The 19,554-nt window shown below is 61.2% G+C and carries 19 protein-coding genes and 1 riboswitch; of the genes, 7 read left to right on the top strand and 12 right to left on the bottom strand.

The features are described from left to right. Positions 1-136 precede the first annotated feature (136 nt). On the top strand, positions 137-1,336 hold the full coding sequence (locus PQR40_RS04620; RefSeq protein ID WP_408508516.1) for an MFS transporter: 1,200 nt from the start codon (positions 137-139) through the stop codon (positions 1,334-1,336). 1,226 nt (positions 1,337-2,562) lie between these two features. Here PQR40_RS04620 and PQR40_RS04625 read toward each other — a convergent pair. The 5 genes from PQR40_RS04625 to PQR40_RS04645 all read right to left on the bottom strand — a co-directional run bounded on the left by PQR40_RS04625 (position 2,563) and on the right by PQR40_RS04645 (position 5,034). After that, on the bottom strand, positions 2,563-2,991 hold the full coding sequence (locus PQR40_RS04625) for a response regulator (RefSeq protein ID WP_408228993.1): 429 nt from the start codon (positions 2,989-2,991) through the stop codon (positions 2,563-2,565). Between the two features lie 20 nt (positions 2,992-3,011). Next, positions 3,012-3,644 (bottom strand): response regulator, encoded by a 633-nt coding sequence (locus PQR40_RS04630; RefSeq protein ID WP_408228990.1) that lies wholly within the window; start codon positions 3,642-3,644, stop codon positions 3,012-3,014. Between the two features lie 280 nt (positions 3,645-3,924). After that, positions 3,925-4,497 carry a ferritin-like domain-containing protein gene (locus PQR40_RS04635; RefSeq protein ID WP_408391598.1) on the bottom strand — a complete coding sequence of 191 codons (573 nt, stop codon included), beginning with the start codon at positions 4,495-4,497 and terminating at the stop codon, positions 3,925-3,927. 87 nt (positions 4,498-4,584) lie between these two features. Then, positions 4,585-4,746 carry a DUF1328 domain-containing protein gene (locus PQR40_RS04640; protein WP_006052455.1) on the bottom strand — a complete coding sequence of 54 codons (162 nt, stop codon included), beginning with the start codon at positions 4,744-4,746 and terminating at the stop codon, positions 4,585-4,587. A 111-nt stretch (positions 4,747-4,857) separates the two neighbouring features. Beyond that, positions 4,858-5,034 (bottom strand): DUF1328 domain-containing protein, encoded by a 177-nt coding sequence (locus PQR40_RS04645; RefSeq protein ID WP_132373772.1) that lies wholly within the window; start codon positions 5,032-5,034, stop codon positions 4,858-4,860. A gap of 324 nt (positions 5,035-5,358) precedes the next feature. On the opposite strand from PQR40_RS04645, the gene PQR40_RS04650 reads away from it, so the two are divergent. Together PQR40_RS04650 and PQR40_RS04655 are read left to right on the top strand one after the other, a co-directional pair. Then, complete coding sequence (locus PQR40_RS04650) at positions 5,359-6,762, top strand: sensor histidine kinase (protein ID WP_408508564.1); 1,404 nt, start codon at positions 5,359-5,361, stop codon at positions 6,760-6,762. Between the two features lie 234 nt (positions 6,763-6,996). Beyond that, complete coding sequence (locus PQR40_RS04655) at positions 6,997-7,131, top strand: entericidin A/B family lipoprotein (RefSeq protein WP_007181189.1); 135 nt, start codon at positions 6,997-6,999, stop codon at positions 7,129-7,131. A gap of 229 nt (positions 7,132-7,360) precedes the next feature. Here PQR40_RS04655 and PQR40_RS04660 read toward each other — a convergent pair whose 3' ends face one another. After that, positions 7,361-8,158 (bottom strand): DUF4397 domain-containing protein, encoded by a 798-nt coding sequence (locus PQR40_RS04660; RefSeq protein WP_408228984.1) that lies wholly within the window; start codon positions 8,156-8,158, stop codon positions 7,361-7,363. Positions 8,159-8,516: 358 nt separating this feature from the next. Between PQR40_RS04660 and PQR40_RS04665 the strand changes: the two genes are divergently transcribed. After that, the gene (locus PQR40_RS04665; RefSeq protein ID WP_408508517.1) at positions 8,517-10,616 is read left to right on the top strand and encodes an oxidoreductase; all 2,100 of its coding nucleotides are present in this window, start codon (positions 8,517-8,519) and stop codon (positions 10,614-10,616) included. A gap of 6 nt (positions 10,617-10,622) precedes the next feature. Here PQR40_RS04665 and PQR40_RS04670 read toward each other — a convergent pair whose 3' ends face one another. The 6 genes from PQR40_RS04670 to PQR40_RS04695 all read right to left on the bottom strand — a co-directional run bounded on the left by PQR40_RS04670 (position 10,623) and on the right by PQR40_RS04695 (position 15,294). Then, complete coding sequence (locus PQR40_RS04670; protein WP_408333479.1) at positions 10,623-11,552, bottom strand: EamA family transporter; 930 nt, start codon at positions 11,550-11,552, stop codon at positions 10,623-10,625. 366 nt (positions 11,553-11,918) lie between these two features. Further along, a complete protein-coding gene (locus PQR40_RS04675; protein WP_408228975.1) occupies positions 11,919-12,167 on the bottom strand; it encodes a pentapeptide MXKDX repeat protein in 249 nt (82 codons plus the stop codon). Positions 12,168-12,286: 119 nt separating this feature from the next. Then, positions 12,287-13,090 carry a molybdopterin-dependent oxidoreductase gene (locus tag PQR40_RS04680; protein WP_408228972.1) on the bottom strand — a complete coding sequence of 268 codons (804 nt, stop codon included), beginning with the start codon at positions 13,088-13,090 and terminating at the stop codon, positions 12,287-12,289. Positions 13,091-13,132: 42 nt separating this feature from the next. Further along, positions 13,133-13,771: a cytochrome b/b6 domain-containing protein gene (locus PQR40_RS04685; protein WP_408228969.1), complete on the bottom strand. Its 639-nt coding sequence runs from the start codon at positions 13,769-13,771 to the stop codon at positions 13,133-13,135. 44 nt (positions 13,772-13,815) lie between these two features. After that, the gene (locus PQR40_RS04690) at positions 13,816-14,646 is read right to left on the bottom strand and encodes a DUF1223 domain-containing protein (RefSeq protein ID WP_408228966.1); all 831 of its coding nucleotides are present in this window, start codon (positions 14,644-14,646) and stop codon (positions 13,816-13,818) included. A gap of 189 nt (positions 14,647-14,835) precedes the next feature. Further along, positions 14,836-15,294 carry a hypothetical protein gene (locus PQR40_RS04695; protein ID WP_408508518.1) on the bottom strand — a complete coding sequence of 153 codons (459 nt, stop codon included), beginning with the start codon at positions 15,292-15,294 and terminating at the stop codon, positions 14,836-14,838. A gap of 526 nt (positions 15,295-15,820) precedes the next feature. Between PQR40_RS04695 and PQR40_RS04700 the strand changes: the two genes are divergently transcribed. The 3 genes from PQR40_RS04700 (at position 15,821) to PQR40_RS04710 (ending at position 19,357) form a co-directional block, all read left to right on the top strand. After that, a complete protein-coding gene (locus tag PQR40_RS04700; protein WP_408228960.1) occupies positions 15,821-16,231 on the top strand; it encodes a GreA/GreB family elongation factor in 411 nt (136 codons plus the stop codon). Between the two features lie 154 nt (positions 16,232-16,385). Further along, positions 16,386-16,504, top strand: a riboswitch (TPP riboswitch). An 89-nt stretch (positions 16,505-16,593) separates the two neighbouring features. Then, positions 16,594-18,525 (top strand): phosphomethylpyrimidine synthase ThiC, encoded by a 1,932-nt coding sequence (gene thiC, locus PQR40_RS04705; protein ID WP_408508519.1) that lies wholly within the window; start codon positions 16,594-16,596, stop codon positions 18,523-18,525. A gap of 331 nt (positions 18,526-18,856) precedes the next feature. Beyond that, a complete protein-coding gene (locus tag PQR40_RS04710; protein ID WP_408228954.1) occupies positions 18,857-19,357 on the top strand; it encodes a hypothetical protein in 501 nt (166 codons plus the stop codon). The last annotated feature ends 197 nt before the right edge of the window (positions 19,358-19,554 follow it).

Raw genomic sequence — 19,554 nt, forward strand, 5'->3', positions numbered from 1 at the left:
CTACGAACGAAAACCGAACGACCATCTCATTTTGTCTGCGAGGCGTTCCGCGGCCGTCAGCACGATCTTTCCTGCTCCGGTATGATCGGCACGCTTGAGGACCGCGCATGTGCCGGTCCATCGACAGTCCCCTCTCATGTCCACTTCCGACGCTTCCACTCCCGCTTCCGCCGACCGATCCTTGCGCGGCTTGCTGCTCCTGCTCGCGACGATTGCCGGCGTGGCAGTCGCCAACATCTACTACAACCAGCCGCTGCTCGACAATTTCCGGCAGTCGTTTCCGAACAGCGCGTCGTGGGTCGGCGCGGTGCCGGCCGTGACGCAACTCGGCTACGCAGCCGGGATGCTGCTGTTGGCGCCACTCGGCGATCGCTTCGATCGACGCCGCCTGATCCTGTTGCAGATCGTGGGCATGTGCATCGCGCTGGTGGGCGCATCCGCGGCGCCGACGCTGTCGGTGCTGATTATCGCGAGCCTGGCGATCGGCGTACTCGCCACTATCGCGCAGCAGGCGGTGCCGTTCGCGGCCGAACTCGCGCCGCCAACGGAGCGTGGCCATGCCGTTGGCACGGTGATGAGTGGACTGTTGCTCGGAATTTTGCTGGCACGGACTGCGGCGGGCATTGTCGCGGAGTATTTCGGCTGGCGTGCGGTGTTCGGCGCTTCGGTCGTCGCGTTGCTGGTGCTGGCGGTGGTGATCATCATGCGTCTGCCGAAGAGCAAGCCGACGTCGACATTGCCGTACGGCAAGCTGCTGGTCTCGATGTGGCATCTGGTGGTCGAGCATCGCGCGCTCCGTGAAGCGTCCTTGACCGGCGCGGCAATGTTTGCGGCGTTCAGCATCTTCTGGTCGGTGCTGGCGTTATTGCTGGCGGGCGCACCGTTTCATCTTGGGCCGCAGGCGGCCGGCTTATTCGGGATCGTCGGTGCGGCGGGGGCGATGGCCGCGCCGCTCGCCGGCAAGTTTTCCGATCGACGCGGGCCGCGGGCGATTATCACAGTGTCGATTGTGCTGGTGGCGATTTCGTTTGTTGTTTTTGCCTTGTCGGCCAGGAGCATTGCCGGATTGGTGATTGGCGTGATCATCCTCGATATCGGCGTGCAGGCGGCACAGATTTCCAATCAATCACGAATTTACGCGCTCAAGCCCGACGCGCGAAGCCGCGTGAATACGGTCTACATGGTGGCGTATTTTATTGGCGGAGCTGTCGGGTCGGGGGTCGGCGCTGTGGTTTGGCCGACCTTTGGGTGGGTGGGGGTTAGCGTTGCTGGGGTTGTTTTTGCCGGGCTGGCGGCCTGGAATCATTTGAGGCTTCCAGCCGGGGTTAGAGGTTAGGGGTTTTGCCTGCTCGGCGCTTGTTTTTCTGGTTGTCTGTGGCGTTGGGCCTTCCTTGATTTTTGGTTGCCTGCGCGGTGCTTGTTTGTCTGTGTTTTTATGGTGTTGGCCTTTCCTTGTTTTCTTAGTGGTTTATTAGCGTCGCCCCTGTGCGGGGCAGGCACCTACTTTTCTTTGCCTGCTGCAAAGAAAAGTAGGCAAAAGAAAGCAGCTCAAACCGCTAGCTCTTAAGTGGATCCCCTGCGCAGCCACGGTAGTGGTACATCTGGAATCCGTGTCCACGCGCATTCAGCCTTAGTGACAAAGCACTCATCAGCTCCCACTCCGCACTGCGTGCGTCGCGGATGGGTCTGCATGGGAAACCAGGGGCTTCGTTTGGGCGCGATGGGGGCCATCGACTTCGCTTCGCCTCGCCTCGCCTTGGCAAGACGCCAAATGCGCAAGTACCGCAGCGCTCTGCAGGTATCGCTACTTCACTCCGACCGACCAGCAAGCCGTCCCAGTCGGAACTTTTCATAGTTTGTACTTCGAATAAAGCATCGATGCTTTATTCGAAGTACCGAAGTACCGAAGTACCGAAGTACCGAAGTACCGAAGTACCGAAGTACCGAAGTACCGAAGTACCGAAGTACCGATGTACCGATGTACCGATGTACCGAAGCACTGAAGTAGCGAAGCGGCGAAGCGGCGAAGCGGCGAAGCGGCGAAGCGGCGAAGCGGCGAAGCGGCGAAGCGGCGAAGCGGCGAAGCGGCGAAGCGGCGAAGCGGCGAAGCGGCGAAGCGGCGAAGCGATAAGCACGATACCGGCTGAATCACTGTGGCGAATGAGTTGTGAGCGCGAAAACACAGCGCGCGGGTTTATGAAGTGCGCTTCGGCGCGCGCAGCGCTGCCGGAAGTATGACGGCCTTGTCACTGATGCCGAATGTGCGAGAACACGGATTCCAGATGCTCCACTGTCCCTTCCAAGCCAGGGGACCCGCTTATGAGCTAGCGGTTTGAGCTGCTTTCTTTTGCCTACTTTTCTTTGCAGCAGGCAAAGAAAAGTAGGTGCCTGCCCCGCACAGGGGCGACGCTAATAGACCACTAAGAAAACAAGGAAAGGCCAACGCAATAAAAACACAGACAAACAAGCACCGCGCAAGCAACCTAATCAAGAAAAAGCCAACGCCGTAGGCAAACAGACAAAAGACGAAAGACAAAAAAACGAACAAACAAAAACAAACCCCTACCCCCCTGCGCCCCGCGCAAACGCATACTCATGCAGCGCATCAATAACCCGATCAAACTCAAACGATTTATCGTAAAAGTGCCGAACCCCATACTGTTCACAGCGCTCCCGATAAGCCGGCAAGGCATGATTCGTCAGCACTGCAGCAAAAATCGAATCAATCATGCCCTCGCGCTGCAAATACGCAAGTACAGGCACCCCTGACCCCTGCTTCAACTGCAAGTCCACAATCACCGCATCAAACGTCTCGTCGCTCAACAAAGCAATCGCCTGATCGGAGGAATCCGCATACGCGGCCACCTGCAGCAAACCGGACGCGTCGATCGCTTCGACCAGGCTCCTGCGGATCAGCGGCGAATCCTCGATCAGCAGCACGCGCAACGGTGCGCGACTGGCTGGTTCAACAGTGTTCGATTCGCTGTTCATCGGTGTATCTCGATCGTCCATTATTCGATCAAGCCGTTCTTGATCGCGTAATAAGTCAGATCGGCATTGTTCGCCAACCGCATTTTCTCCAACACGCGAGCCCGGTAAGTACTCACGGTCTTCACGGATAAATGCAATTCCTCTGCAATGTCAGTCGGAATCTGTCCCGCCGCGAGCTTGCAGAATACCTGGAACTCGCGCTCGGATAGCGCTTCGTGCGGCCGCCCCGCAGCCGGCTTGTCGAGGTTGTCGGCCAGCGTATCGGCCACCGCCTCCGACAGGTAACGATGCCCGCGCGCCACCGCGCGGATCGCCCGCACGATCTCCTCGGGCTCGCAGTCTTTGTTGAGGTAACCGTTAGCCCCCGCGCGCAGCAGGTTGATCGCGTATTGACTCTCCGGATAGCCCGACAGAATCAGTACGCCCTGCTCCGGCCGAATCTGCTTGATTACACGCAACGTGTCGATGCCGTTCTTGTCCGGCATCGCGATGTCGAGCAGCACCACATCGAATGCCTGCTCCCGCACGAGACTAATGGTTTCGTCGCCGGTTGCCGCTTCGGCCGCGACGCACATATCCGGCTCGTCGGCGACGAACTGCCTGAAGCCACCTCGGACGATCGCATGATCGTCAGCTATCAACACTCGAATCATCGGTCTGGTGTCCGTGCAACAGGATTGCTCCAAAACAGACATTGTAATGATCTCCGGCCCGGCTTCGGCCGAAGATGGAGAATCACAGCGGCAGAAGCAGCGGACATTGCGGGTGCGGGAGACCATCCAGACCTTCCCGCACCGGCCGCACCGCCCGAACAAATGCGGCAACGGAAGCGATAATTAGCGTTTAGGCCACCCAACGCTTATCGACACCAACATCCACAGCCGATACCCGCTTATCAACTTCCGCCTGCCGCCGCCTCTCTTTTCGACCTTGTTACTCGCGGCCTTCGAGCAGGTCCGCCATATCATCAGCGTGCTCTTCTTCAACAGCGAGGATTTCTTCGAACATCCGGCGCGTCGTCACGTCCTTCTCGCCGAGATAGCGCACAATCTCGCGATACGTATCGATCGCAATACGCTCTGCGATCAGATTTTCGCGGATCATGTCCGTCAGATTATCGCCTTCCTTGTATTCCGAATGCGACCGCGTCTTCAAGCCGTCCGGTGCGAAATCCGGCTCGCCGCCAAGCTGCACGATGCGCTCGGCGATACGGTCGGCGTGCTCCTGCTCTTCCGTCGCATGCGCCGCGAATTCCGCCGCCACGCCCTCGGAGTTGATGCCCTTGGCCATGAAATGATGTCGTTTATAGCGCAGCACGCAGACGATTTCAGTGGCCAGCGAGTCGTTGAGCAACTTCAGCACCGTCTCGCGATCCGCGCCGTAAGTTTGCGTAACCGCGCCATCCGACATGTGCTTGCGCGCATCGTCGCGGATCTTTTTCACGTCCATCACGAATGGATCGCTGGATTGAGATGCTGCGCTGTGCGCGCCAGAAGACTTCGCCATTGAATTTCTCCTTTATCCGGTATTGGGGGAATTGCGTATCCCGCACGAATCGCGCCTGATACGCCGGTTTAAGGATGGAGTATTCGTCTACGTTCGGAATACGCCGAGCAGCAACGTGACCACAAATACGACGAGGAAGATATAGAACAGGATCTTCGCGATTTCCGCCGCGCCCGCTGCGATACCGGTAAATCCGAATACGGCGGCAATGATCGCAATGACGAAAAAGACGATGGCATAGTGAAGCATGGCAACTCTCCCTGTTGTTGGTCTCTGCGTGACACGAACTTGAAGCAACCCGAGGCAAACCGCTCCCTCACAATCGGCGGGAACGGCACGCAACCGCCTCATCGAGCGGTGCTAATCGACGATTTTCTTCGTCACCACAAAGCCGAGTACGAGGAACACCACGCACAGAATCACGAACACGATAAACAGGAACTTCGCAATTGCCGCCGCGCCCGCAGCGACACCGGTAAAGCCGAGAAGGCCGGCGATCACCGCGATGACGGCGAAAAATAGTGCCCATTTCAGCATGATGGCTTCCTCCAGAATCAATCAATGAACGATCAGGTCCATCCTATCGACCGGCGGCGGTGGGCGCATTCCGACACATTCCGTTTTTCGTGTGAGAATCCGCTTACATTGGATTACGGCAGGGTTACGCCGCTTGCGTCGCGCTGTTTGCGTCGCGTTTGCGTCGATTACCCAGGCGTACGGAGCTTGCGATCCGAAGGGCGATGCACTCACTTCATCCTCGAGCCCGGCGGACGTTACACTGATATTCCACCTCAGGAGCCGAATGTGCCGAACCTGTCGAACACGCAAAATCCAGGGGCTGCAGCGCGACTGAGCGGCTGGATGCGCAATCGCAGTTGGGCGATCGCGATGGCCGTGGCGATCGTCATCACCGTGGGCGGGCTCGTGATTCTCGAAACCGCGCGCGAGCGCATTGCCGCGGAATACGAAACGGCGCTCGAAGCGCGCGACGTCACCGTGCAACTGAGCACGCTCGCAAGCCAGCTATCCCGCCTGAGCGCGCACCAAAGCGATTTTCTTCTGACGAAGCAGGATGCATCCGCGCAGGGTTTTTGCGCGACCGCCGGACAGATACGGCAGAACGAACAGCAACTGGGCAGGTTTTACCGTAGCGGCAAACCGGACAGCGCCGAGCTCGCGAGTTTCACGCAGATCGTCGCGCTGATCGAAGCGCGCATCGGCGCGGGCGCTGCTGCATTGCAACGCGCGGCCGCGCACCCACTCGATCTCTCCACTTGCGCAAGTGCGAGCGAGGCCAGTCCCGCCGACGCCGCATTGGTCGACAGCACACTCACACTGCTGCGCGACAACGAAGAGCGCCGCGCACAGCACGCACTCGATGCAAGCCGCGCCGACCAGCGCATCTCCACGCTGTGCGCGGCCGGGCTGTCCGCACTGAACATCGTGCTGTTCATCCTGCTGTTTCGCAATATCGGCATCCAGATGGACCGGCAGGCGCGTGTGCAACGTCAACTGATCACGCAACAGGAAGAGCTCGACCAGCTCGTCAACGAACGCACGCGCCAACTCGAAGCGCTGGGCTGGCATTTGCAGGCCGTCAGTGAAAACGAAAAGACGCAGCTCGCGCGCGAACTGCACGACGAACTCGGTGCCATTCTGACCGCGAGCAAAATGGATGTGGCCTGGGCCAACCGCAAACTGAAGGACAGCGACCCGGACATCTCCGAAAAACTCAGGCGCGCGCTCGCCAATCTCGACCAGGGCATCGCGCTGAAGCGGCGCATCATCGAAGACATGCGGCCCACCGTGCTGGCGAACTTCGGGCTCGTCACCGCGCTGCGCACGCTCGCCGACGAAGCCGCGCAGCGCAACAACTGGACGCTCGAATCGCACCTGCCCGCCGACGATATCCAGCTCGACGAGCAAACCGAGATCGCGCTCTTTCGCGTCGCGCAGGAGTCGCTGACGAACGCGGCCAAGTACGCACGGGCCTCGAAGGTATCGATCTCCCTGCAGATCCGCGACGACGAAGTGGCGTTGCATATCGCGGACAACGGCGTCGGCATCATGCCAGCCGATCTGAAGCGTACGCACACCCACGGGCTGCTCGGCATGCGTCAGCGGGTCGCCGCGCACGGCGGGCGCTTCGATATCCAGCGCGCTGTGCCGAACGGCACCGACATCCATGTGGTGATGCCCAGCGTCAGCACGGCAACGCCGTCAGTCGATCTGCCGCCGTCGGCGCCGTCACCAACGTCCGTCTAGCAAGGCTTTGCGGTCTATTACCAAGCCCGTGTAGGAGTGCGCCGACGTCAACACCGGAGCACGCCTACAACAAAATCGCAACGCAACTGACAGCGCGGCCTTCGCCCTTTTTTTAACATGCAATCAGACCGGATCGACTGGTGTAGGCCCCGGTCGGACGACAGCTAGCCCGGCTAGCGCGTGCCGTAAAACATAGGCACGTCAACCGATGCATTCTCGACAAGGAGAACTTTCATGAATCGACTGATCGCTTTGCTTCTCATTGCAGGGACGGCGGCACTCGCGGGTTGCAACACGATGGCGGGAGCTGGGCAGGATATTTCGAAGGGGGGCAACGCCATCACGAATTCGGCTGACCAGGCCAAGTAAGCTAGCGAGATCCAGGCGACTGCATGGCGCCTCGCGGCGCCTTGCCAGGCAGGATCTCCACAGCCCGTCGCGGGAAACCGCGGCGGGCTTTTTTTGGCCACAGACATAGGCCCACAAAAGACCCACAAACAAAACGGCGATCCACTCGCATGGATCGCCGCTCCGTCCTCCCTGGGACTGTCGCTTATCGTATGTCTCGCATGCTATGCGCGCATGCTGGCTCGCGCGCTTATTGACCCGTCAGCGTATTAGTCAACTCGACACTCGGCGTGCTGGTGTTGCCGTTCTGCGCGACCAGCAGATGGATCTGACCCGGCACGAGCTGGCTCAGCGTACCGGCGATCGGCACCGACGTCACCAGCCAGTCGGCGTTGTTCGACAGCGAGAAGGACTGCGACTGGAAGATCGGTGTCTTGCTGCCCGCCACCGTCGCGATCAGCACATATTGGCCGCCCGATACATAGATCGAATCCTGACCGCTTGCCGGCACCGCGTTCTTGAACGACACACCCGCCATCGTCGGGCTGGCGTTGGTGATGTCGGTGCTGGTTGCCTGAACCAGATACAGATCGAGGTTGGTCGCATTAGCCGATGCGTTGAAGCCACGCAAGCGCGCGCTGTTGGACAGCAGACCCTTGTCGAACGGGTCGTCGATCAGGCCGATATCCGGTGCTGTCAGGCCCGGTAAAGCCAGCACGGTGTAATCGTGGCCCTTCGCAACATCGGGGAAGCTACCGCTCGCCAATGCTGTCGTCGTGCCGGTGTTCGAGTACGCGACCGTGGTTGCGCCCGTGTTGATATTGGTGAAGTTCGTCACGCCCTTATAACTGATGTTCGTCTGTCCCGAGGGCGCGGTACCGTTCACGAGAAAGTCGACTGCCGGGCCGCCAGGAACTGCGTTGATGAAATGGATCTCCGGATTCGTCAGGCCGAGTTCCTTGCCTACGTCGCTGGAGCCGCCGCCACCGCATGCGCTCAGAACGGATGCAACAGCGGCCACAGCCGCCATGGTTCGGATCATTTTCATTGTGCTCACCTCTATCTATGTTGGGCCCACGACCCGTTAATTTGCGAGCGCTCCGCTTCGGGCAATGCGCCGGCTGGAAACCTTGTTCGTTGGTTGTTGGAACGGTTCCAGGCCGGCTCTCCGAAAGGAAGCGCCCCCTCCCTGCTGCACATCGCGCCCGTTCTGGTGAGCGGCGCGGTCCGTGTCGATGGACGCTCGAATTCAGCAATGCGCGTGCCGCAGGGCTCCATACGGCTTCTGGCACCTGATGAATGTCTTACGGAGCAATGAGTTGCGCGGATTAGAATTTTTCCTCGGAAGATTGGATCGGTGAGCGGTGTATTGTTCGTGCGCACCCAATACTTACACGGCCCCCTGCATGTCTTACCAACACTTACTCGCCGAACTCGACCTCGGCTTCACCCGCTTACGCAACCGCGTGGTGATGGGTTCGATGCACACCGGCATGGAGGACCGTTTCTGGAATTACCCGAAACTGGCCGCGTATTTCCGCGAGCGCGCCAAAGGCGGCGTCGGCCTGATCATCACGGGCGGAATTTCGCCGAACCGGCAAGGCTGGTTGCTACCCTTCGGCGGCACGCTGAATTCGGTGTTCGATCTGCGCAATCACCGCTTGCTGACCGAGGCCGTGCATGCCGAAGGCGGCAAGATCGCGTTGCAGATCCTGCATGCGGGCCGCTATGGGTACCAGCCGTTCGTCGTGTCGGCGTCGGCGCTCAAATCGCCGATCTCGAAGTTCAAACCGCGCGCACTCACCGAAGCCGGTATTGCGCGGACGGTGCGCGACTATGCGCGCTGTGCGCGCCTCGCCCAGCGCGCCGGGTATGACGGCATCGAGATCATGGGCAGCGAAGGCTATCTGCTCAACCAGTTCCTGTGTCCACGCACGAACCATCGTAGCGACCGCTATGGCGGCAGCATCGAGAACCGCATGCGGCTCGCGCGGGAAATTGTCGAGCACGTGCGCGCGGCGTGCGGCGAACGCTTTGTCGTGGTGTACCGCCTCTCGCTGATCGATCTGGTCGAAGGCGGCAACACCTGGGAGGAAACCGTGCAGGTCGCCCAGGCGCTCGAGGCCGCCGGCGTAACGATGTTCAACACGGGAATCGGCTGGCATGAAGCACGGGTGCCGACCATCGTGACCTCGGTGCCGCGTGCGGCCTTCGCAGCGCTGAGCGCACGTCTGAAAGACGCGGTCAGGGTACCTGTGATCGTGTCGAACCGCATCAATACGCCCGAGGTCGCGGAAGAACTGCTCGCTCAGGGAGCGGGTGATCTGGTTTCAATGGCGAGGCCATTGCTCGCCGACGCCGAGTTCGTGCTGAAGACCGCCGAGGGACGCGCGCACGAAATCAACACCTGTATCGCCTGCAATCAGGCCTGCCTCGATCACACGTTCAAGAACCAGCGCGCGAGTTGTCTCGTGAATCCGCGTGCGGGACGCGAGACCGAGTTGATCTACTTGCCGGTTTCAAGCCCGCAGGCGGCGCGTTCGGTTGCGGTAGTCGGTGCGGGGCCGGCGGGACTTTCCGCGGCGACCGTCGCGGCGTCGCGCGGACATCGCGTGACATTATTCGATGCGAGCGCAACCATCGGCGGTCAGTTCAACCTGGCGATGCGCGTACCGGGTAAGGAAGAATTCAGCGAAACGATCCGCTATTTTCAGAGCCAGTTGCAGCGCCATCGCGTCGACGTGCGGCTCGATACGCGCGTCGATCCGGCGCTGCTCGCAGCAGGTGGTTACGACGATGTGATCATCGCCACCGGCATCGTGCCACGGAGCCCTGCGATCGCGGGTATCGACGGGGCTAACGTACTCTCTTATGTGGACGTGCTGCGCGGTGCGCCGGTGGGAAGACGCGTCGCGGTGATCGGTGCGGGCGGCATCGGCTTCGACGTCAGCGAGTTTTTGCTGCATCGTTCTGGCGATCCGCTACCGATGCCGCGCGACGCATGGCTCGACGAATGGGGCGTCGATCTCACTGTGCGGGAACGCGGCGGTTTGAAAGCGCCAGCGCTGGCGCGCCCATTCCGCGAGATCTGGTTGCTGCAGCGCAAAGCGGGCAAGCTCGGCATGGGGCTTGGCAAAACCTCGGGCTGGGTGCATCGCGCGACGCTGGCGAGAAACGGTGTGAAGATGCTCGACGGCGTGTCGTATCTGGAGATCGGCGAGCGCGGCTTGAAGATTGCGCGCGAAGGTGTCGAAGAATGGCTCGAGGTGGACACGATCGTCGTGTGCGCTGGGCAGGAATCGTTGCGCGATCTGCATCCGGAGGCGACGGCCCGGGTTGCGGCTGGGGCAACCGGTGCGAATGGGACCGGCAGCGCGAACAGCGTTAAAGGTTCGAATGGCGCGAATGGTCCGCGCTATCACGTGATCGGCGGTGCAAAGGTGGCAACCGAACTGGATGCGAAACGCGCAATTCGCGAAGGCGCGGAAGTGGCGGCGGCGCTTTGACCCGCCTCAGACGAGACCCTTCTTCCGGTAATCGAGCCAGAAAGACAGCCCCACGCTGGCCAGAATCACGCAGGTCGCGATCACCGTCGAATGCGTGACCGGCTCGCCGAGCAACAACGCGCCGAGCGCCACCGCGACTACCGGATTCACGTACATGCAACTGCTGGCGATGATCGGACTCGTATGCCGGATCAGAAAACCGTACGCAACATAGGCGGCCATCGTCCCGATCAGCATCAGGTAGACGAAGGCCAGCACCGGCAGAAAATGCACCTCCATCATCCGCTCACCCGATACCCAGGCGACCAGCGTCGACATCGCGCCGCCGAGGCCAATCTGCAACGACGTCGATAGAAACAGGTCCGACGGCAGTTTCAGCCGGCCGGCCAGATGCGCGCCACCCGCCCAGAAAAGCGCACCGCACAGGATCGCCAGGCTGCCGCCGGCTGATCCCGGCGCGCTGTCGCCGTGACTCAGGATCGCGATGCCCACCAGCCCGAGGCCCACCGCGAACCACTCGCCCCTGCCGATCTTGCGCCCCGCCACCGCCGCGATCACCGTCGCGAACAGCGGCACAGTTGCGACCATCACGGCCGCAGTGCCGGTGCCGACGGTGCGCATGCCATAGGCCAGCATGCCGCTCGATAAGCCGACCAGCATCGTGCCGACAAGGCCTGCGTTCCGGATTTCACCGGCGCTCGGCCAGACTGGATTGCGGCGCGCCGCGAAGACGAAGAGCCCTATGCCGGCAAACAGATTGCGCAGCCCCGAGAGCAACAGCGGCGGAAACGAACCGAGCGCGACGTGCACGGCGAGATAGGTCGAACCCCACACGAGATAAACGACGGCGAGCGCGAGCGCGATCTGTCCATTGCGGGACTGCGGCAAACGGATCGGAAAACCACGCGGAAAACGGCTGGGGAGTTGCGGCGACATGCGTTCAACCCGCCCATGCCGCTCGAGGTGCTGCGCCCCCGCTGAAAACCCGGTGTCGGGATGGCGGATACCGCATCGGCGATGCGGTCTGACGGGCGAGGCTGGCGGACATGTTGGTGGAACAGAAAGACGATAGATGGCCAATGGGGCCACAACGCCGCGGCGGTCGATAAAAATCGATCCACGGCTGACACGCGCCCAAAGTTTGGCGCGCATCGCATTATGCAGTAAGCGCCCACCGCGTCGCCTGAAAGAATCGTAACTTTTTTGCGTACTTGCAACAGAAAAGCCGGGGACGTATCCCCGGCTTTTGAGCCGCCCGTGACACCGGCGCTGAAGCTATGCAACCGGCATCGCCGGCAACGCCTAGTTGGCCATCGCGCCCGAGGCTTCGTGCTTCATGCCCATTGCGTCGCCGCTCTTTTTCATCTTGTCGTGCTTCATCGTGTCCTTCTTCATGCTGTCCTTCGACATGGTGTCTTTGGACATCGAATCCTTCGACATCGTGTCCTTGGACATCGAATCGTTGGACATTGCGCCGCTTGCCTGAGCGAACGCGGCACCGCCGCTGGTCAGGAGAGCGACGGCCATTGCTGCGATTGCGAACTTTTTCATGGGATAACTCCGTTTCGTTATGGATAACTATGAACCGGCTTCCAGCTTGTGCCGGGGTACTTCCGAAGCTTCTGCCGCCCGGGGTCGCGCGCTGGGTCCTGCACGCGCCGACCCGTGCGTCAGGAGCCTCCGAACCAGTTGTAGCCCTGGTCGACCCAATAGCCGCCGGGGAACGTGTTGGTGACGAACATCTCGACGATGTGTTTCGGATTCTTGTAGCCGAGCTTGGTCGGCATGCGCAGCTTCATTGGAAAGCCGTATTTCGCGGGCAGACGTTCGCCGTCATAGGAAAACGTGAGCAGCGTTTGCGGATGCAGCGCGGTCGGCATGTCGATGCTTTCGTAGTAGTCGTCGGCGCATTTGAAACCGACGTACTTCGCGCTCGTGTCTGCGCCGATACGCCGCAGGAAATCGGCAAACGGCGTGCCGCCCCAGCGGCCGATCGCGCTCCACCCTTCCACGCAGATATGCCGCGTGATCTGCTCGGCATGCGGCAGCGCATACAACTCGGGCAAGGTCCAGGCACGCTGACCGGTCACGAGACCGCTGATCTTCAGCTTGTAATCGGAGGCGTCGACCTCGGGGACGTCGTCGATACCGTAGAACGCGTTAAACGGAAATGGCCGCGTAATCTGCGCTTCGGTGTAGGTCGGCGCGAGTTGCTTCGGATCGAACAGTGCGGCTTGCGCCCGGTCATTCAGGCGCGACACGGCGCTCAGGAATGCGTTGACCGAATCGTTGTCGGTGAGCGAGCAGCCTGTCAGCATCGACAGGCCGCCGAGCGTCAGAAGCCGTTTGCCGAACAGGCGCCGCGACGGCATCGCGAGTTCGCGCCGGGCGTCGATCAGGATCGATTCGCGGTCGAGCTTGTTGCCAGCCATAGGGGCGAGCTTTCGATCAGGTTTTGTATCGGGCTTGGTCATGATTCGATGTCCTTAAGCTGTGCGTATCCATGAACCCGCGACTTAGCGTCCGCGCAGCATGGCCAGCAGCGAACGCGGCACGAGCGCCACCATCGCCAGATGCACGACGATGAACGCAGCCATCAGCGACATGGCGCAGAAGTGGACGATGCGCGCATTGTCATAGCCGCCCATCAGCTCGCGCAGCAGCGGAAACTGCACCGATTTCCAGATCGCGAGACCCGAAAGCACCAGCGCGATCAGATCGCAGACGACAAACAGGTAAGCGAATTTCTGCACTGCGTTGTAGACACGCAGATCGGCGTGCGAGAGCTTGCCAGTCAGTGCGGCGACGAAGTCGTGCAGCACGGCGCGCGGCGAGACCGGCAGGAACTTGCTCACGAAACGCCCGCTCGCCAGGTTCAGCGCGAGATACAGCAGACCGTTGAAAACCAGCAGCCACATCGCCGCGAAGTGCCATTGCAGCGCGCCGCCAAGCCAGCCGCCGAGCGTGATCGTCGTGGGAAACGTAAAACCTTTGAAGATCGGCGACGCGTCATAGATGCGCCAGCCGGACAGCATCATCAGGATGGCTGCAAGTGCATTGAGCCAATGCGTGACGCGCACCCACACCGGATGAATCGTGCCGCTCTTCGGTATAACGGGCGGAGCGGTTTCGCTGAGAGCATGAGGCGTTGCCATGAGAATCTCCGGTGAAATAGGGGAACTTGAGGGGCGTTGTGCGATCAATTGCAGGCGGCCAGTTCGCCCACTTGCAGCACGTCGCCGGTCGCCGCGTTTTCGACGAACGCGACTACGCCAAAGTTGTCAGCCGGGGCGTTGGCATCGGCATCGTCGATGCGGATATCGCGGCGGATTTGCGCGTTACCGGCAACAAGTGGCACGGGGCCAATCCATTGCCGCACGACGCGTTCGTGATGCAGCGTCGCACCGCTGTTTTCCCCGGCTCTGACCTGCGAGTTCAACGCGTTCTGGTAGACCGCGACGTAGGCATTCAGCTGGCCTGTTGTGTCTGCCGCCTTGCTGGTGAATTGCGCATCAACATTGAAGGCGCCCTTCGCCTGCGGTTTCAGTTCGAGCGCCACGTTCGCCTGCGCCGGTTCGGCGACAACCTTGCCGATGCGGCTCTGGAAACTGTCGCGCTGCGACCAGCTGCGTAGCTCGCGGCCGGATACGAAAATCTCGGGTGTGTAGATCGTGTGGCCGCCGGCGAGGTCCGTGAGGGTTTGCTGGCGTTCGGTAAAGCGATGCTGCGAAAAGCGGTCGGTCCAGCCAAGGCTATTCCAGTAATCCACGTGCAGAGCCAATGGCACGATGCTTTGGGTTGCCCCGCTGTTTTTCCACTGGCTCAGCCAGTTGTCCGCGGGCGGGCAACTGTTGCAGCCTTCGCTGCTGTAGAGCTCCACCAGCGCTACGCGGTGGGATGGACTGTGCGACGCGCATACGGCACCGGCGGCGGTGGCGAGGCCGCTGGCTGACAGCGTTGTCAGCGCGACGGCTAGCGCGATTGCGCAGGTGACATGCCGGTTGGCTCGGCGGGTTCGGGCGGTTTGCATGGCGTGCTCTCTTCAGGATCTGCACGTTTGTCGATCCACGAGCCCGCTTATGACAGCCAGTTCTGATTTTTTTTGGGGTTGTTCAACTGCGGTCGCGACCGTTCCATGCTGTATACGCCCGCAAGGCGCGGCGTGTCTGTACGCTTGAGGGCAAACTGCCTCAATACACCGCTGCCCCGCGAAGACGCCTCAATCGTAACTAACGACAACCGTCACCCGGGTATCCAGCGCTGCATTCTTCGGTGCAAGCGACAACACCCCGCCATCGCGGCCAACCCAGTAGTGCCCATCACTGGCAGCGCGAGACACACGGCCACCGCTATCGACAAAACGTCCGGCCACCGCATCACGCGCCGTCGCACCGTTGTTCACCTGAAGTGCGACATCGGCACCCGTCGCCACGCCCGGCGCAGCGCTAAAGGTTAGCGTGACCGCCGAACCCGTTTGCGCGAGCCGCCCGCCGGTAGCATCGACGCGTGCCCCGGCCGGAGCCGGGGCCGCCGAAATCGCCAGTTGCGGCGCTACGATCGCTCCCGAAAAACTAATCGTTCCATTACTCGCCGCCACCGCCGGCATTGGCGATGCAACCAGCGCCGCCATCGCCGCGACCGCGCCGAGCGCCCCAAACCGCACTAGTCCCGTTTTCATGAGCCCATCTCCTTAAAGCCGTCTCGATCCGCATCACGCCATTGACGCGCCACCCACCGCCGGTCGTCCGGCTGGGCAACGGCCGCCCCTACAGGCGGATTAACGGCAGCGCCGCGGCGGCCTTGAACGACCCGGTGCGAAATAGACGCGCCGCACCCTGCGCACACGGCACCTCTCAGCGGCGATTAAGGAGACGCCCGGCCCGTGCTAACATTCCCCTTTCGATTGCGTCGATCAAGTCTTCTTTCCGGCGCTTACCCCAATACTTTTCGCTCCCTGCCAGCTATCCCATGCGTCCTCCGTTCTCCCGTGCCCTCACCCGCTTGCGCCCCCGCCGCGCAACCGGTTGCGCGCGCGCGGACATCGCAGCGCCTCATGCCGGCCAGCCGTCCCGAACGCTCCCGCTTCTCGCCGCCCGGCGCCCGATCTGACGTTGCTTCCTCCATAACCGGAGCCACGTCGTCGGGCTCCGGGCTGATCTCATTCGCACGCAATGCCCTTATGCAGATCAATTGGAGAACCCGTCATGAAAAAGACGAAAACCTGCTACCTCACCGAGCTCGACGTCGCCCGTCTTGAAAAACACGCGGCCGCGCCCGGCGCCGACGCCAAACTGCAAGACATGCTCGACGACGTCCTGGAACGCGCCGTAATCGTCGAATCGCGCGACATTCCCGCGAACGTCCTCACAATGAATTCGCAAGCCACGCTGGTCGACGAAACCAACGGCGAGCAGATGACCTGGACGGTCGTCTATCCGCCCGATGCGGACTTCGCGCACGGCCGCCTGAACGTGTTCTCACCGGTCGGCCTCGCCTTGCTCGGCGCCAAACGCGGCGAACGCATCCGCTTCACGCCGCCGAGCGGCACGGAGAAAGTCCTGAAGCTCGAAAAGATCCTGTTTCAGCCGGAAGCCGCCGACGATTTCACGCTGTAAGCCAGGCGCACTCGCGACGCAGAACCGCTGCGCCGCACCATCCCCGGCAGCCCTATCACAATAAGAATAGTGCGTGGCTGACCGGCGTTATCTCCGACATCTGACTTTTTCAAGACGGGTTGCCAAGCACCGCCCGGGCGGTGTATCGTGTGCGCTGCTAACGCGGGGGTCCTGCGTAGCGCGGAGGTTGGAGGTCCGTGTTGCGTGGGTGAGAAATACCCTTTGAACCTGATCTGGATAATGCCAGCGCAGGGAAGCGTACGGATTTCGCACCTGGTCTACCGTTTCATCTCTCGCGATTTCCGACAACTTCCATCTCGTCTCCTGCTTAGCGGCCCACATTGCTTTGCGAGGAGATACGCATGAACGCCAATCCGAAGTTTCTTTCCGCCGACGCTCACGTCGATGCCGCCGCTGTCGCCCCGCTGCCGAATTCCCGCAAGGTCTACGTGACCGGCTCGCGAGCCGATATCCGTGTGCCGATGCGCGAAATCTCGCAGTCCGACACGCCGGATAGCTTCGGCGGCGAGAAGAATCCGCCGGTCTTCGTCTACGATACGTCGGGCCCCTATTCCGATCCGCAAGCGCAGATCGACATCCGCGCGGGTCTGCCGGCGCTGCGTCAAGCCTGGATCGAAGAGCGCGGCGACACCGAAGCGCTGACAGGTCTGTCGAGCGATTTCAGCCGTGAACGCGCCGCCGACACGGCAACCGCCGAACTGCGCTTCCAGGGCCTGCATCGCACGCCGCGCCGCGCAGTCGCCGGCAAGAACGTCTCGCAGATGCACTACGCGCGTCAGGGCATCGTCACGCCGGAAATGGAATACATCGCGATTCGCGAGAACCAGCAACGCGCCGCGTATCTGGAAACCCTGAGGACGAGCGGCCCGAACGGCGAAAAGCTCGCGGCCATGATGGGCCGCCAGCATCCGGGCCAGGCGTTCGGCGCGAGCGCATTCGGTCCCGACGGCCTGAAGGAAATCACTGCGGAATTCGTGCGTGAAGAAGTCGCACGTGGCCGCGCGATCATCCCGAACAACATCAATCACCCGGAAAGCGAGCCGATGATCATCGGCCGTAACTTCCTCGTGAAGGTGAATGCGAACATCGGCAACTCGGCGGTGACCTCGTCGATTGGCGAAGAAGTCGACAAGATGACGTGGGCGATCCGCTGGGGCGGCGACACGGTGATGGATCTCTCCACCGGCAAGCACATTCACGAAACGCGTGAGTGGATCATCCGCAATTCACCGGTGCCGATCGGCACGGTGCCGATTTACCAGGCTTTGGAAAAGGTCAACGGCAAGGCCGAAGACCTGACGTGGGAAATCTTCCGCGACACGCTGATTGAGCAGGCCGAGCAAGGTGTCGACTACTTCACGATCCACGCGGGCGTGCGTCTGCAATATGTGCCGCTGACGGCCAGGCGCATGACGGGTATCGTCTCGCGCGGCGGCTCGATCATGGCGAAGTGGTGCCTCGCTCACCACAAGGAAAGCTTCCTGTACGAGCACTTCGAAGACATCTGCGAAATCATGAAGGCGTATGACGTGGCCTTCTCGCTCGGCGACGGCTTGCGCCCCGGCTCGATCTACGACGCGAACGACGAAGCGCAACTCGGCGAACTGAAAACGCTCGGCGAACTCACGCAGATCGCATGGAAGCACGACGTGCAGACCATGATCGAAGGCCCCGGCCACGTGCCAATGCAGTTGATCAAGGAAAACATGGACCTGCAACTGGAATGGTGTGACGAAGCACCGTTCTACACGCTGGGACCGTTGACGACCGACATCGCGCCGGGCTACGACCACATCACCTCGGGCATCGGCGCTGCGATGATCGGCTGGTTCGGCACGGCAATGCTCTGCTACGTCACGCCGAAGGAACACCTTGGACTTCCGAACAAGGACGACGTCAAGACCGGCATCATTACGTATAAGCTCGCCGCGCACGCCGCCGATCTGGCAAAGGGCCATCCGGGCGCGCAGGTGCGTGACAATGCGTTGTCGAAGGCGCGTTTCGAATTCCGTTGGGAAGACCAGTTCAATCTCGGTCTCGACCCGGACAAGGCACGCGAATTCCACGACGAAACCCTGCCGAAGGATTCTGCCAAGGTCGCGCACTTCTGTTCGATGTGCGGCCCGCACTTCTGCTCGATGAAGATCACGCAGGACGTGCGCGAATTCGCTGCGCAACAAGGCCTCTCCGACGACGACGCGTTGAAGAAAGGCATGGAAGTGAAGTCGATCGAGTTCATGAAGAAAGGCGCTGAGATTTATCAGCGGCAGTAAGTTACGGATCGCGGGCGCAGACGTGCACGCCCGCTATTCGAACCTTCTGCCTCATTGCATTGCAGCACAGAAGCCCGCCCCTGGCGGGCTTTTGCATTTCTGCGCAAGCCGGCACGCCACATGCCGACAGAGTGTAAGCATGCGATCACGACATAGACAGTCTGCTGACACATGCCTGTGCATCTGGATGCGTGCCGATGGCTGCGAAAAATGCTTTGCAATGGGGTGAAATAAGCCGTTACGGTTTTGCAATCGTGTTGGCGCTACAGCGGCGTAAGCTCAGGCCATTACGCCCCGGATGGCGGCGTCCGATGGTAAACAGGAGCGCGTCATGAAGTCCCGCGTCATCGATTCTCTTTGCACAATCAGCCAGCGGCTGCCGCGCGGCTTACCCCGTCTTTCCCGAACCGGAATCGCGCTTGCCGGCGCGGCCTGCATGCTGACGCTATCCGGCTGCTATTACCCTTACGGCTACTATCCGGGCTACTACCCTTACTACGCCTACGGCACCGTCCCGCCCACCGACGTTCAGCGGGAAGTAGCCGTCGGAACTGCCGGCGATTCGGCAACCTCGCAACAACAACAGGCTCAAGCCGCGCAGCAGGCGCGGGCCAATGCGCAATCCCAACCGCCCTCCTACGCGGTCGCCCAGCCGCCTGTATACGTTGCTCCCCCCTATCCCGCCTATCCCGCTTACTATCCGCCGCCGGTCTATCCGGCTTATTACGGATACCCAGGCTGGTATGGCCCGTCGGTCTCGATCGGCTTCGGTTTCGGCGGCTATTGGGGCGGCGGCCGCGGTGGATGGGGTGGCCACGGGCACTATCACTGAGTCTTGCCGACCTGGCTTCCCCCACTGACCCTTATGCGAAGCGTGTGTATGGCGAGCCTTCCTGGGCTCCCTGCGCACGCATCGTGCCGCGCGCAGTCCAGCCCGCACAACGCGGCGCTTTCACCGATTCCCGCCTTCTCCCGTAGTTTCCCTTCTTGACGGCCAACATCCGGGCTCTATGCTTGGGGAAGTCACAC

Origin of the sequence: Paraburkholderia sediminicola, from assembly GCF_046026855.1 — a bacterium.
In the GTDB taxonomy this organism is placed as follows: Bacteria; Pseudomonadota; Gammaproteobacteria; order Burkholderiales; family Burkholderiaceae; genus Paraburkholderia; species Paraburkholderia sediminicola_A.

Bases quoted from the DNA above. Each gene is read 5' to 3' on its own strand.
- PQR40_RS04620 (WP_408508516.1), top strand. From the start codon at position 137: ATGTCCACTTCCGACGCTTCCACTCCCGCTTCCGCCGACCGATCCTTG.
- PQR40_RS04625 (WP_408228993.1), bottom strand. From the start codon at position 2,991: ATGAACAGCGAATCGAACACTGTTGAACCAGCCAGTCGCGCACCGTTG.
- PQR40_RS04630 (WP_408228990.1), bottom strand. From the start codon at position 3,644: ATGATTCGAGTGTTGATAGCTGACGATCATGCGATCGTCCGAGGTGGC.
- PQR40_RS04635 (WP_408391598.1), bottom strand. From the start codon at position 4,497: ATGGCGAAGTCTTCTGGCGCGCACAGCGCAGCATCTCAATCCAGCGAT.
- PQR40_RS04640 (WP_006052455.1), bottom strand. From the start codon at position 4,746: ATGCTTCACTATGCCATCGTCTTTTTCGTCATTGCGATCATTGCCGCC.
- PQR40_RS04645 (WP_132373772.1), bottom strand. From the start codon at position 5,034: ATGCTGAAATGGGCACTATTTTTCGCCGTCATCGCGGTGATCGCCGGC.
- PQR40_RS04650 (WP_408508564.1), top strand. From the start codon at position 5,359: ATGCGCAATCGCAGTTGGGCGATCGCGATGGCCGTGGCGATCGTCATC.
- PQR40_RS04655 (WP_007181189.1), top strand. From the start codon at position 6,997: ATGAATCGACTGATCGCTTTGCTTCTCATTGCAGGGACGGCGGCACTC.
- PQR40_RS04660 (WP_408228984.1), bottom strand. From the start codon at position 8,158: ATGAAAATGATCCGAACCATGGCGGCTGTGGCCGCTGTTGCATCCGTT.
- PQR40_RS04665 (WP_408508517.1), top strand. From the start codon at position 8,517: ATGTCTTACCAACACTTACTCGCCGAACTCGACCTCGGCTTCACCCGC.
- PQR40_RS04670 (WP_408333479.1), bottom strand. From the start codon at position 11,552: ATGTCGCCGCAACTCCCCAGCCGTTTTCCGCGTGGTTTTCCGATCCGT.
- PQR40_RS04675 (WP_408228975.1), bottom strand. From the start codon at position 12,167: ATGAAAAAGTTCGCAATCGCAGCAATGGCCGTCGCTCTCCTGACCAGC.
- PQR40_RS04680 (WP_408228972.1), bottom strand. From the start codon at position 13,090: ATGACCAAGCCCGATACAAAACCTGATCGAAAGCTCGCCCCTATGGCT.
- PQR40_RS04685 (WP_408228969.1), bottom strand. From the start codon at position 13,771: ATGGCAACGCCTCATGCTCTCAGCGAAACCGCTCCGCCCGTTATACCG.
- PQR40_RS04690 (WP_408228966.1), bottom strand. From the start codon at position 14,646: ATGCAAACCGCCCGAACCCGCCGAGCCAACCGGCATGTCACCTGCGCA.
- PQR40_RS04695 (WP_408508518.1), bottom strand. From the start codon at position 15,294: ATGAAAACGGGACTAGTGCGGTTTGGGGCGCTCGGCGCGGTCGCGGCG.
- PQR40_RS04700 (WP_408228960.1), top strand. From the start codon at position 15,821: ATGAAAAAGACGAAAACCTGCTACCTCACCGAGCTCGACGTCGCCCGT.
- thiC (WP_408508519.1), top strand. From the start codon at position 16,594: ATGAACGCCAATCCGAAGTTTCTTTCCGCCGACGCTCACGTCGATGCC.
- PQR40_RS04710 (WP_408228954.1), top strand. From the start codon at position 18,857: ATGAAGTCCCGCGTCATCGATTCTCTTTGCACAATCAGCCAGCGGCTG.